Here is a 12,726-nt window from a genome sequence, read left to right as displayed (position 1 = left end):
CCCCGGGCACTGCGAGCTACCCGTCGGTAGAGTCACGGGTCGTACCAACGGTCCGGAAGGGGGATCTCAGATGTCGCTCCCGGAATTGGGCCAAGGCGTGGCACGGCGGTTGTACGCCGCGGCCGTGTCCGGTGGCACGGATTCCTTCACTCTCACCGAGGATGTCGCCCTGCGCCTGGCGGCGGCGTGCGATGCGCTGGTCGCCGACCTCGAAGCGGCCCGGGCCGGTGGCCGGCAGCTCGCCGCGGCGTCCGGGACCGCCGGTTTCCCCGATCTGCCCACCGGACACGCTCTCGCCGCCGGTTTCGCCGGTCGGGCAGTCGAGTATTTGGACACGCTCACCGCGTTGCAGGAAACCGCGCTCCGCTTCAAAGCGGCCTATCTGGCGGCCGCGGGCCGGCTCACCGAGGCCGATCTCGCGAACCGGGCCGCACTCGCCGTCACCGTGCAGGCCGAAGGGGATGGGAATGGCTGAATACGCCGAACTGAACCCGCCTTTCGCGCCAGAACGCGAATGCTTCGGCAGTTTCACCCATCAGGAAATCTGGGACCGGGTGCACGAGGTGCTCGATCCCGCCGCCCTCGGCGCATCGGCCGCGGCCTGGAAATCGAATGCCGATGCCGTGGCCGCGGCCTTCGCGACCTTCGCCGACACCGTGCGCCGGGAATTCGGTGGCTGGTCCGGGCATACCGCCACCGCAGCATGGCAGGCCACCCAGGATTTCATCCGTACCGGCGAGGCGACCCACGACGTCTGCCGGGCGCTGCAGCGGATCATGAGCGGTAATTCCGATGCGGCGCAGACACTGCGGGCCGCGCTGGCCGCCCCGCAACCGTATCGCCGGCTCGACGACCCGGCCGCCGAGGCCGTCCACGGCGGCCGGCGCCGGATGGAGCACGATATCGCCTCGGCCGCGGCCACCGCCGACGCGCAGGATGCGATGACCGGCATCTATCTGCCCACCATCCCGGCTTCCGGGGATCGAGTGCCCAGATTCCCCGGTACGTCCACCGGCGCCGACCGGGGGAGCCCACACCGGTGAAATGGATATTGACTCCGGACGAATTCAGTTACGTCTGGGCCAATGAGACGAGCCTGGACCGCCGGCCCTACCCGGTGAACCTGGCACCGGCCAGCGTGGTCCGCACCGAATCCGAATTGGCCGCCCTACGATTACCTCAGCGGTTCGCCAGACAGGCCGACCCCGATCTGGCAGCCGCGCTCATGCTCTGCGCCCGCCAGGACGCCACCGCCGTCACCATTTCCGGAGAACGCTCGGTACTCCCCCGGCACGGCGAATCGCCGCATACCGAGCAGATCCTCGGCTTTGCCGCCGTGATAGAGCACCACGCCGCCGTCCTCCACGCCACCCCGACCCGGGTCACCGTGCAGATGTGCCATGCGCATGATCTCGGGGACCGGCTGGTCGCGCTGATCGGGTCGGCCCGTCGCGGCACCCACGGTCCACTGTGCGAACCACAGGAAGCCGTCCTCACCGACGCGCCGATTCCCGGTTGCCGCGAATCCGGTGATGCGGCGCGACTGCGCGCCACGCTGCGCCGACCGGTGGATTCCCGCGGTTTCATCACCGTCACCGTCGCGCCCGACGATCCGATGTCCCCGCCCACCCGGCATCGCAGCTGGCTGGATATCCGCGGCGACGGCCGCTATCTGCTGACCACGGCCGACGTCCTGGTTCTGGACCCGGTCGGCGATACCGAATTCGCCGGCAAGCTGCTCGGTCTGGCTGGTATCCGCAGTATCACCCCCCGGCTGTGATACTGCTCCGATGGCCGAGTACTGGAAAGAACCCGCGCGCCGGGCGCTACGCGCCGACGGCCTGCGGATCGCCGACCTCGACACCTCCGCCCGCCCCGGTTTCCACGGCGACAAGGCCGGAGGTAAACGGCTGCTCGTCGAACGCGGCCGCGTGCTGGCCGGGGAGCAGGAGAAGCTCTACGCCAACGGTCGCTCCGGTGACCGGCGCAGTGTACTGCTGGTCCTCCAGGGTATGGATACCGCCGGCAAAGGCGGGATCGTTCGGCACGTGATCGGATCGGTGGACCCGCAGGGCGTGGACCATGCCGCTTTCGGTGTGCCCACCGAGGAGGAGAAACAACATCACTTCCTGTGGCGGATCCGGCGCGCACTGCCCCGCGGTGGGCAACTGGGCGTGTTCGACCGGTCACATTACGAAGATGTCCTGGTCGCCCGGGTGCACGGATTGGTCCCGGAAGAGGTCTGGCAGGGACGCTACGAGGAGATCAACCGATTCGAACGGGAACTGGTCGACAACGGTACGACGCTGGTGAAGGTCGCCCTGTTCGTCTCGCTGGACGAACAGAAAGCCAGGCTGCGGGAACGCCTGCAGCGGCCGGACAAATACTGGAAGTTCAGCCCCGGCGATATCGACGAACGTGCATACTGGCCCGCCTATCAAGATGCCTACCAGGCGATACTGGACCGCAACGGTACCGAGTACGCGCCCTGGTACGTGATCCCGGCCGACGCGAAATGGTACGCCCGGCTGGCCGTCACCGAACTGCTGATCGAAGCCCTGCGCGATCTGGACCTGAGCTGGCCGGCGCCCACGTTCGACCCGGCGGCCGAACTACGCCGCCTCGAACGCTCCTGACCGGCCCGCACACGCCGGGTTGTGGAAACTCTCAGCAAGCCGGGCAATGATGGGGGCGGTGCGCCGGATATCCCGGCCTCCCCCGCCGGGCCTACCACCGGGTGGGGTATCCAGGTAGCGAAAGGCGTGGTGAACGCACGGTGAGCAAGAAACCCGGGCGGCCGAATCCCCTGGCGGCGGCCCAGCGCGCGGAACGCAATCGCAAGATCGCGATACAGGTGGGCGTCACCGCGGTGCTGGTGGCACTGGTCGCCGCGATCGGGATCGGCCTGGCCGTGCGCAACTCCGGTTCCGACTACGACGGACCGGTACCGGCAGCGGCCACCGAGAACGGCGCGATCCGGATCGGGCAGCCCGATGCCCCCGCGACGGTGCGGATCGTCGCCGATATGCAGTGCCCGGTCTGCAAACAGTTCGAAGCCGATCACAGCGAACTGCTACAGCAGTCGGTGGCCGACGGCACCGCGCAGATCGAATACAACATCGTCGGCTATCTGGACAACATGTCCACCACCGACTACTCCACCCGATCGGCCAACGCGTCGTATTGTGTCGCGGACAAGGGCACCGAGAATTACCCGGACTGGCTGGAACTGATGTTCCGGAAGCAGCCGCCCGAGGGCGGGGCCGGCCTGACGAACGAGGAACTCATCGATATCGCGCACGAGGCCGGCTACACCGATCCGGCAGTCGACAAGTGCATCAACGATGGCACCTACGAAAGCTATGTCGCCGAGATGTCGGATAAATCGCTGTCCGAGGGTATCGACGGCACGCCGACGGTTTTCGTCAACGGTGAGCAGGTGAACCTCACCCTCAACCAGGAACGGACCGGTTTCGACACCGCCCCCTTGGCCACCGCGATCCAGGCGGCTGCGGGCCGGTGATCACCACCTCGCCGCGGGCCGCCTGGATCATGCTCCTGACCGGCCTGGCCGGCTGGGTAGCCGCGCTGGTCCTGCTGGTCGAAGATTTCAAACTGCTCAGCGAACCCGGGTACGTGCCGTCGTGCAGTCTCAACCCGGTACTGTCCTGCGGATCGGTGATGCTCACCGATCAGGCGCAGGTACTGGGATTCCCGAACCCGATCATCGGCGTGGTCGGGTTCTCGGTGGTCGTCACGCTGGCGGTGTCTGCGGTCGCGGGCGTCGGCCTGCCCCGCTGGATCTGGGCGGGCCTGTGGCTGGGCACGGCTGCGGGAACGCTGTTCATCTGCTGGCTGATCTTCCAGAGCCTGTACCGGATCAACGCGCTGTGCCCGTACTGCATGGTCGTCTGGGCGATCATCACCCCGCTGCTCGCGATGCTCACCGGCCAGCTGTGGGGTAACGACCGCGGCGCGCTACGGGTTGTCGCGGAATGGCGCTGGACGTTCGTGGCCGTCTTCTACGCGCTGGTTCTGGTGCTGGTGTTCCTGCGATTCCAGGACTACTGGTTGTCACTGGTCTGATCGCCGACCGCTGCGGGCGGGTCTACCCGGGTGCCAACCGCACCGAGACGACCCGCTTGTCACCGTCGGTTTCCAGCACCCCCAACCGCACGACCTCGGCCGGCCGGCGGGTGTCGATCGCCGTGCGCAGGGCCCGGGCGCTGGTGACAGCGCGGCCGTCGATCGAGGTGACGATCTCGCCGCTGGCCAGCCCCGCGCTCTGGCCGGGCAGGCCCGGGATCGCCATATCGATGCGCGCGCCACGCGGACTCGCATCGGAGATCACCACGCCCAGGGTCGCGGCGGGGCCGATATGCACCGATTCGGTGGGAGTTCCCGACCGGATCTGGCGCACGACCCGCATGGCCGAATCGATCGGTACCGCGTACCCGTTCGGTGGATCGGCGGTATCGCCCGGAGGTGGGTCGCGGTCCCCGGAGGCTGCCGCGATCACACCCACCACCGCACCGGTGTGATCGGCCAACGCACCCCCCGACTGCCCGGAACTGACGGGGGCCTCGATCTCCAGCATCCCGGTGAGCGCCTGCCGGGACAGATCCTGCTCGTTCACCGCCATGATCGTGCTGTCCAGATCGCTGACCCGGCCCCTAACAGCGGTTGCCGCGCCGCTGCCGCCGGCGTTACCGATCGCCAGCACCTCGTCCCGGACCCGCAGATCGGCGGAGCTGCCGATCCGGGCTGCCGCCAGGCCGGCGGCCCCGGTGAGCGAAAGCAACGCGATATCGGCGCGCGCGTCGTAACCGAGGACCTGCGCGCTGTACATCGCTCCGTCCGCAACCCGGCTGACCTGGACCGTTTTCGCGCCTTTCACGACATGATGACTGGTCAACACCTGGCCGTCGCCGGTGAGAACGATCCCCGACCCGGCCGCGGCCGCCCCGAACGGCCGGGTGGTGGCGGTGATGTTCACCAGAACGGGCGAGACATCGCGGGTGACATCGTCGGCGTCCAACGGCGGCCGCGGCACCGGCCGTGCGGGCGCCACCGCCACCTCCGGGCCCGGGCGGGCCAGGCCGGGCAGTTCACCCCGATACCCGAAGAGAGCGCCGAATGCCAGCACGACGGCGAACACGGTGACAAGCACACGCCCGCCGCCGCCCGGCCGCCCGGGCCCGGTGCCCTGCCACTGGTCGTCCAACGAGCCTCCTGTGTTTATCGGCGCCGCTGGGCACGTTCGGTTCGGGGCGAAGCCATACCGTCAAGTGTCTCCCAAGTCAGCGGCGGCCGGGAGGATTTATTCGGTCGAGCCGTGCCACGACCTGCGGAGGGAAAAGTTATCCACAGGTTTCCCCAGTTATCCACAGGGCGCTCGACGCCTGGGTACAACCTCCCGCCCGACCTGTGGATTCGTTATCCACGGGCCCGCCACGGTCACGCCCACGTCACAGCGGTGGGCCTCCGGTGCGCGGCCGAGGCCGGAAAACAACCCGCTGACAGGTTGTTTTCCGGTTCGCAACGGAAGAAAAAGCCCGACGGAAATCCCGCCCCGGTCGTTATCCATCGGTCACCGAATCAATAGATTTCCGGGACCGACCATCGAATGCCCGGAGAAATCCATCCACAACTGCATCCGCTCATCCACAAGGCCGACGAGTTTTTCCACAGGCTTCTCCACATGGGGAGAAACACCACCCCTGGGGAAGGCGGCATTGTTCGACAACGGTCGATCCAGTCGTCCTGCCCCGGCCGAATTCAGGCCGGACCGGGCATCAAATGGTCGCCGTATCGATCACGAATCGGTACCGCACATCACTGGCCACAACCCGCTCGTAGGCACCGTCGATCTCGTCCGCGGAAATAACCTCGATTTCCGCACCGATTCCGTGCGCGGCGCAGAAATCCAGCATTTCCTGCGTTTGCGCGATACCACCGATCATCGAACCCGACAGCGACCGCCGCCGCCCGGCCAGCACCTTCGGCTGCACCGCCAGCGGCTGCTCCGGCAGCCCCAGTACGACGAGCGTGCCGTCCAGGCGCAACAGTTTCATATAGTCGTTGATCGGCAGATCAGCGGAAACGGTATTGATGATCAGGTCGAAGTGGCTGCGCAGTTCCCGGAACGTCTGTTTATCGCTGGTGGCATAGTAGTGCTGGGCGCCGAACCGTTTCCCGTCCTCCTGTTTGCTCAGGGAATGGCTGAGAACCGTCACCTCGGCGCCCAGCGCCGCGGCAATCTTCACGGCCATATGCCCGAGCCCGCCCATTCCGATAACCGCGACCCGCTTACCCGGCCCGGCTCCCCAATGCCGCAGTGGCGAATACACGGTGATCCCCGCGCACAGCAACGGCGCGGCGACCGACAGGTCGATCCCCTCCGGAATTCCGAGGACGAAGTTCTCCGTCACCACGATCTGGGTGGAGTAGCCGCCGAGGGTGTACCCGCCGGCCTGCACCTCTTCGGGTACGCGGCCGTTGTAGGTCATCACCGCACCGCGCAGGCAGTACTGCTCCTCTTCCTGCAGACACGGTTCGCACACCCCGCAGGAATCGACCATACAACCCACCCCCACCCGGTCCCCGACCCGATGACGGGTGACCGCCGACCCGACCGCCGCCACCGTACCGGCGATTTCATGTCCCGGAACGCACGGGTATCCGGCCCCACCCCATTCGTTGCGCGCGGTATGGATATCGGAATGGCAGATCCCGGCGTAGGCGATATCGATCAGCACATCGCGCGGACCGAGGGCCCGGCGCTCGATGGTGACCTTCTCGAACGCGGCATCGGGACCGGCCATGGCATAAGCGGCAGCACTACTCATGCTGCAATGATGGCGCGGCCTCCGGCCGCGCGGGTTTTGCCCCCCTTGGCGTGGTCGTTCAGCACTCGACACTCGCGGCTGCGCCGCATCGCATCGAGCGCTGAACGACCACGCGGGCCAAAACCTCACAGGGCCTCGCTGAACTCGGCACCAGCCGTTGGTTGCGTCGGGTTTCGAGGGCTGTGCGTCGCTGCACCGGGGGCCGGATCGGAGAGCCGTCTGTAGCTCTATTCACAGCCTCCGTAAGCCGCACCTGCCGACCGCAGTGCAACTGACTATGCGGCGCCGGGCAGCGTGCTACTGCGCGGCTTCGCGCAACCTGCGGCGGACGCGGCGGGCGGCGGCGACCATGTTGCGCAGGGCCGGGTCCAGTTGCCAGTGGTGGCGGGTTTTCAGGCCGCCGTCCGGGTTGGCCCACAGGCGTTCGGGGCCGACAGCGGCCGCCGCGGCGGTCAGCAGTTCGTCCAATTCGTCGATATCGGGAATCCGGGCCGAACGGCTCTCGTAGACACCCGGCCCCACGCCGTGGCTGAGGCCGTGCCCGGAGGCGTAATCCTCCTCCAGCGCCTTGAGCACCCACTCGATGGACCGTGTCGCCACGATTGCGGTGACGTCGGCGTCCAGCTGTTCGATGGCCTCCACGATCTCGGTGCGGCCCGAGTACGGGATATGGGTGTGGATCTGGGTGTCCGGCCGCACCCCGGAGGTAGCCAGTCGGAACGCGCCGATCGCCCAGCGCAGGTATTCGGTGCGGCCCTCGGGCCGGGCGGGCCAGAGCTCGCGCAGGGCGGGCTCGTCGACCTGGATGATGCCGATACCGGCGCGTTCCAGATCGACCACCTCGTCGCGGATGGCCAGCGCCACCTGATCGGCGGTTTCGTAGATCGGCTGGTCCTGCCGGACGAAGGAGCGCGCGACCATCGTGACCGGGCCGGTGACCATCCCCTTGACCGGTTTATCGGTGAGCGACTGCGCGTAAGTAATCCACCCCACCGACATCGGGGCCGGCCGGGACACATCGCCGTAGATGATCGGCGGCCGCACGCAACGGGAACCGTACACCTGCACCCAGCCGAAATGCGTGGTCGCGAAACCGTCCATCAATTCGGCGAAGTACTGGATCATATCGTTGCGTTCGTGTTCGCCGTGGACCAGCACATCGAGGCCGATATCCTCTTGCAGCGCGATTGTCGCGGCGATCTCCGATTCGATTTTCTTGCGGTATTCGTCGTAGGAGATCCGGCCCTCACCCAATTGGTGGCGGGCCTGCCGCGCTTCGGCGCTCTGCGGGTACGAGCCCAGCGTGGTCGCGGGCACCGGGGGTAGCTGCAGTTTCTCTTGTTGCGCGGCCCGGCGCACCGAATAGGGTTGGCGTTCACGCATCTGCGGTGTGATCGCATAGACCCGCTGACGCACGGCGTGCTTCTGTTTGAAATGCACTTCGCCGGGGCGTTTACGCCATTTGTCGGAGGGCCCCTCGGTGAGCGCTTTCGCCAGGGAAACGACCTCGCCGACCTTCTGCTTCGCGAAGGCGAGCCGATCGGCCACATTGCCGTCGATATCGTATTCGGCGAGCACATCGTATGGCACGTGCAGCAGCGTGGTCCCCGTGGAGACCACGAGGTCGGGGCACACCGCGGCGAGTTCGTTCAGGTATTCGAGGGTGACGTAGCGGTCGGCCCGCCACACATTCGTGCCGCTGATCACCCCCGCGTACAGCCGTTTACGCCGGATACCGGGGATGGCGGCGAGCACCTCGGGGCGAATCCGGTAGGAGGCCAGGTCCAGGCCGATCGCCTCCACGCCGGAGGCGGCGAGGATGGTGAGCGCCTCGCCGAAATCACCGTACTGCCCGGTGACCAGGAGCCGCGGTCGCAGCGGGGCCTTGGACAGCCGGTCGTAGGCGCGTTCGAACGCCGCGAGTTCGGCCGCCGACCGTTCGGCGGTGAAACATGGTTCGTCGAGCTGAACGCAGGTGGAACCGCGCCGCGCCAGAATCTCGAACAGTTCCTCGTACACCGGCAGCAGCTTGTCCAGCAGTTCGACAGTGTCGAAACCCGCCGATTCGCCCGGCACGCTGCCGGCCTTGGACAACAGCAGCAACGAGACCGGCCCCAGCACCACCGGGCGCAGTTCGATACCGGCGGCCATCGCCCGGTCCCATTCGTCGAGCAATGCCTCCGGATGCAGCGAGAAATCGGTATCGGCGTCGAGTTCGGGCTGGCGGTAGTGGTAATTCGTGCCGAAGAAACGCACCAGTTCCAGCGGCGGCAGATCCGGGCGGCCCCGCGCCATCAGGAAATAGAAATCCAGCGGGTCCATCTCGTCGCGGTATTCGGCGAACCGGGACGGCACCGCACCGAACAGCAGAGCGTTGTCGAGCACATGATCGTAGAAGGAGAAGGTGTTACCGGGAACCTGCGTGAGCCCGGTGGCCGCGAGTTCGTGGAACTGCTGCTCCTGGATATCGCGACCGACCGCCCGCAATTCCTCCTGGGTGATCGCCTTGCGCCAGTACGCCTCGAGCGCTCGTTTGAGCTCCCGGTGCGGACCGATCCGCGGATAGCCGAGCACACTCGACCCGAACCCCTCGCTGACATTGACCATTGCCGACCTCCGTGTCATTTGGGGCCATTACCCGCCGACGGTACGGATATTGCCCCGGTTCTACCCACGAATCAGAGTTGCCGCTTCCGGCACCATGACCTGCCTACCCGCCAAACGCCCACATCACCCGACTGCAACACACCCATAGAATTTCCGGCCGCGCCTCACTCGTAAGCATCCCGGCCGTCCAACGCAACCCACGACGGAGCCGAGTCTTACGAGGCCCTGAAAGATTTCGGCCCGCATCGCCGTTCAGACCTCGAAGCGACGCGGCGCAGCCGCGAGTCTCGAGGGCTGAACGGCGGCGCCGAGGGAGCCGAATCCCGCGCCTCCGCAGGCGGCGCCAAAGATTCAGTACTGGTAGAAGCCTGCGCCGGTTTTCTTGCCGAGCAGTCCGGCCTCGACCATGCGCATGAGCAGCGGCGGGGCCGAGTAGAGCGGTTCCTTGAATTCGCCGTACATCGAATCGGCGATGGATTTCACGGTGTCGAGACCGACGAGGTCGGTGAGCGCCAGCGGCCCCATCGGGTGGGCGCATCCGAGGACCATCGCCTTGTCGACATCTTCCTTGGTGGCGAACCCGGATTCGACCATCCGGATGGCGGACAGCAAATAGGGCACCAGCAGGGCGTTGACGACGAATCCGGAGCGGTCGGAGGATCGCACGACCTCTTTGCCGAGGATATCGGCAGCGAATTTCTCGGCGCGTTCGGAGACGGCGGCGCTGGTTTTCAGCGTGGTCACCAGTTCGACCAGTGGCAGCACCGGCACCGGGTTGAAGAAATGCATACCGACGACCCGCTCGGGGTTGTTGGTCGCGACGGCGATCTTCATGATCGGAATGGAGGAGGTGTTGGAGGCGAGCACCGCATTCGGGTCGGTGACCACCTTGTCCAGTTCGGCGAAGATCGAGGTCTTGACCTTCTCGTCTTCCAGAACAGCCTCCACCACCAGCTGACGGTCGGCGAAGTCGCCCAGGTCGGAGGTGAATCGCAGCCGCCAGGCCGTCTGCTCACGTTCGCGTTCGGTGATCTTGCCGCTGCTCACGCCGCGGTCGAGCGACCGCAGAATGCGCGACCGGCCGGCGGCGGCGAGTTCACGGGTCTGCTCGTACACCAGTACATCGACATGCGCGCGGGCGCACACCTCCGCGATGCCGGCGCCCATCTGCCCGGCGCCGATGACACCGACGCGCTGAATCTTTTCGCTGCTCACGTCCCGCTCCTGTATCGTTTGGCGCCGCCTTCGGCGTCGCGTGGTTCGGGGCCCTGTGCCTATTTGCGCCGCCTCCGGCGTCGCCGGTTCGGGGCCCCCTCGGTCTCGGGTTTACACTCCTGCGCTCAATCGCTGCGCTCTGCGTTCCAGAACCGAGACGGGCCCGAACCGTGGAGTGTTCTCGGTATGGAAGGCGCCGGCGCGTACAGCGGTGAGAAGACGGATGTGCCGATATGGGGGTGAGGTTGTGTTTTCGTGATCCACAGTAGAGGCACCGAAGCCCCCTCGTCGGGCTGTTACGAGGGGGCGGCGGTACACCCCTACCGAGGTAGTGGTTGCCGGTATCCGTCACGGATACCACGTCCGATCCCGGGCAAACCCGGGACCGAGCCGGTGGGGACCGTGGCCCATTCCGAATCCGGCGCGCCCAGCGGCGGTGCCGAAATCAGCGAGGGCCTTGGAGGTTTCGGCCGCGTCTCCGTTCAGACATCGAAGCGACGCGGCGCAGCCGCGAGTCTCGAGGGCTGAACGGTGACGCCGAGGGGGCCGAAACCCCGCCGCGCGTCAGCGCGGCTCAGTGAAACTGTCCCTCTTCGGTGGAGCCCTTCAGCGCGGCCGTCGAGGTGTTGGGGTCGACGGTGGTGGCGATGGTGTCGAAGTAGCCGGCACCGACCTCGCGCTGGTGCTTGATGGCGGTGAAGCCACGCTCGGCGGCGGCCTTGAACTCGCGCTCCTGCAGGTCGACGAAGGCGGTCATACCCTCGCGGGCGTAGCCGTAGGCCAGGTCGAACATGCCGTAGTTCAGCGAGTGGAAGCCCGCCAGGGTGATGAACTGGAACTTGAAGCCCATAGCGCCCAGCTCACGCTGGAACTTCGCGATGGTGGAATCGTCCAGATGCGCCTTCCAGTTGAAGGACGGCGAGCAGTTGTAGGCCAGCAGCTGGTCCGGGAACTCGCTGCGGACGGACTCGGCGAACTTCCGGGCGACCTCGAGGTCCGGCACGCCGGTTTCCATCCAGATGAGGTCGGCGTAGGGGGCGTAGGCCTTGGCCCGCGCGATGCAGGGCTCGATGCCGTTCTTCACGCCGAAGAAGCCTTCGGCGGTGCGGGTGCCGTCGAGGAATTCGCGGTCGCGCTCGTCCACATCGGAGGTGATGAGGGTGGCGGCCTCGGCGTCGGTGCGGGCGATGATCACCGAGGGCACCTGGGCGACGTCGGCGGCCAGCCGGGCGGAGGTCAGGGTGCGGATGTGCTGCTGGGTGGGGATCAGCACCTTGCCACCGAGGTGGCCGCACTTCTTCTCCGAGGCCAGCTGGTCTTCCCAGTGCACACCGGCGGCGCCGGCGGCGATCATGGCCTTCTGCAGTTCATAGGCGTTGAGCGCGCCACCGAAGCCGGCTTCGGCGTCGGCGACGATCGGGGCCAGCCAGTTCTCGACCGACGTGTCACCTTCGACCTTGGCGATCTCGTCGGCGCGCAGCAGCGCGTTGTTGATGCGGCGGACCACGTTCGGCACCGAGTTGGCCGGGTAGAGGCTCTGGTCCGGGTAGGTGTGACCGGACAGGTTCGCGTCACCGGCGACCTGCCAGCCCGACAGGTAGATGGCCTTGAGGCCGGCGCGGACCTGCTGCACCGCCTGGTTACCGGTGAGGGCGCCGAGGGAGTTGATGTAGTCCTCGTTGTTCACCAGGTCCCAGAGGATCTCCGAGCCACGCCGTGCGAGGGTGTGCTCTTCGACGACGGTGCCCTGCAGCTTCGACACCTGCTCGGCGGTGTAGTTGCGGGTGACGCCCTTCCAGCGCGGGTTGGTATCCCAATCCTTCTGGATTTCCTCAGGGGTCTTCGGGGTGCCGGTGGTCGACATCTTCGACTCCACTTCCTTGGTCGGTCGGTCCGTCGCCCGCGTCGACGGTGCGTTTCCGCACCGCACTGCTGGATCGACGATTTGCAGGCTTGCAATGCCCAGCGGGGGTACTTGCACACCATGGCACACGATCAAAACGCCGTCTACCTGTTGCTTCTGTGAATCTGAGCTAGGATCAACCACAAGATTGTT

11 protein-coding genes are annotated in these 12,726 nt (G+C 66.6%); 6 read left to right on the top strand and 5 right to left on the bottom strand.

Annotation, left to right across the window (positions count from 1 at the left end):
* Positions 1 to 70 precede the first annotated feature (70 nt).
* The 6 genes from IU448_RS26835 to IU448_RS26810 all read left to right on the top strand — a co-directional run bounded on the left by IU448_RS26835 (position 71) and on the right by IU448_RS26810 (position 4,086).
* Complete coding sequence (locus IU448_RS26835; RefSeq protein WP_195058497.1) at positions 71 to 475, top strand: hypothetical protein; 405 nt, start codon at positions 71 to 73, stop codon at positions 473 to 475.
* Entirely contained in the window at positions 468 to 1,043 is a 576-nt protein-coding gene (locus IU448_RS26830; RefSeq protein WP_195058496.1) for a hypothetical protein, read from the top strand. The genes IU448_RS26835 and IU448_RS26830 overlap by 8 nt, the downstream gene beginning before the upstream one ends.
* Positions 1,040 to 1,780, top strand: a complete 741-nt coding sequence (locus IU448_RS26825; protein ID WP_195058495.1) for an ESX secretion-associated protein EspG — start codon at positions 1,040 to 1,042, stop codon at positions 1,778 to 1,780. The genes IU448_RS26830 and IU448_RS26825 overlap by 4 nt, the downstream gene beginning before the upstream one ends.
* A gap of 10 nt (positions 1,781 to 1,790) precedes the next feature.
* On the top strand, positions 1,791 to 2,636 hold the full coding sequence (locus IU448_RS26820; RefSeq protein ID WP_195058494.1) for a polyphosphate kinase 2 family protein: 846 nt from the start codon (positions 1,791 to 1,793) through the stop codon (positions 2,634 to 2,636).
* Between the two features lie 140 nt (positions 2,637 to 2,776).
* Complete coding sequence (locus IU448_RS26815; protein WP_195058493.1) at positions 2,777 to 3,523, top strand: DsbA family protein; 747 nt, start codon at positions 2,777 to 2,779, stop codon at positions 3,521 to 3,523.
* Positions 3,520 to 4,086 carry a vitamin K epoxide reductase family protein gene (locus tag IU448_RS26810; protein ID WP_195058492.1) on the top strand — a complete coding sequence of 189 codons (567 nt, stop codon included), beginning with the start codon at positions 3,520 to 3,522 and terminating at the stop codon, positions 4,084 to 4,086. Before IU448_RS26815 ends, IU448_RS26810 begins: the two co-directional genes overlap by 4 nt.
* Positions 4,087 to 4,108: 22 nt before the next feature.
* Here IU448_RS26810 and IU448_RS26805 read toward each other — a convergent pair whose 3' ends face one another.
* The 5 genes from IU448_RS26805 to aceA all read right to left on the bottom strand — a co-directional run bounded on the left by IU448_RS26805 (position 4,109) and on the right by aceA (position 12,534).
* Entirely contained in the window at positions 4,109 to 5,224 is a 1,116-nt protein-coding gene (locus IU448_RS26805) for a S1C family serine protease (protein WP_195058491.1), read from the bottom strand.
* Between the two features lie 571 nt (positions 5,225 to 5,795).
* Positions 5,796 to 6,848 (bottom strand): NAD(P)-dependent alcohol dehydrogenase, encoded by a 1,053-nt coding sequence (locus tag IU448_RS26800; RefSeq protein WP_195058490.1) that lies wholly within the window; start codon positions 6,846 to 6,848, stop codon positions 5,796 to 5,798.
* Between the two features lie 297 nt (positions 6,849 to 7,145).
* Positions 7,146 to 9,455: a 5-methyltetrahydropteroyltriglutamate--homocysteine S-methyltransferase gene (metE, locus tag IU448_RS26795; protein ID WP_195058489.1), complete on the bottom strand. Its 2,310-nt coding sequence runs from the start codon at positions 9,453 to 9,455 to the stop codon at positions 7,146 to 7,148.
* 351 nt (positions 9,456 to 9,806) lie between these two features.
* Positions 9,807 to 10,670, bottom strand: a complete 864-nt coding sequence (locus tag IU448_RS26790; RefSeq protein ID WP_195058488.1) for a 3-hydroxybutyryl-CoA dehydrogenase — start codon at positions 10,668 to 10,670, stop codon at positions 9,807 to 9,809.
* 574 nt (positions 10,671 to 11,244) lie between these two features.
* Positions 11,245 to 12,534, bottom strand: a complete 1,290-nt coding sequence (gene aceA / locus IU448_RS26785; protein ID WP_195058487.1) for an isocitrate lyase — start codon at positions 12,532 to 12,534, stop codon at positions 11,245 to 11,247.
* Between the last annotated feature and the right edge of the window lie 192 nt (positions 12,535 to 12,726).

Origin of the sequence: Nocardia flavorosea (genome assembly GCF_015477805.1) — a bacterium.
GTDB lineage: Bacteria > Actinomycetota > Actinomycetes > Mycobacteriales > Mycobacteriaceae > Nocardia > Nocardia flavorosea_A.
This window is presented reverse-complemented; position numbering and strand designations above follow the sequence as displayed.

Bases quoted from the DNA above. Each gene is read 5' to 3' on its own strand.
- IU448_RS26835 (WP_195058497.1), top strand. From the start codon at position 71: ATGTCGCTCCCGGAATTGGGCCAAGGCGTGGCACGGCGGTTGTACGCC.
- IU448_RS26830 (WP_195058496.1), top strand. From the start codon at position 468: ATGGCTGAATACGCCGAACTGAACCCGCCTTTCGCGCCAGAACGCGAA.
- IU448_RS26820 (WP_195058494.1), top strand. From the start codon at position 1,791: ATGGCCGAGTACTGGAAAGAACCCGCGCGCCGGGCGCTACGCGCCGAC.
- IU448_RS26800 (WP_195058490.1), bottom strand. From the start codon at position 6,848: ATGAGTAGTGCTGCCGCTTATGCCATGGCCGGTCCCGATGCCGCGTTC.
- metE (WP_195058489.1), bottom strand. From the start codon at position 9,455: ATGGTCAATGTCAGCGAGGGGTTCGGGTCGAGTGTGCTCGGCTATCCG.
- aceA (WP_195058487.1), bottom strand. From the start codon at position 12,534: ATGTCGACCACCGGCACCCCGAAGACCCCTGAGGAAATCCAGAAGGAT.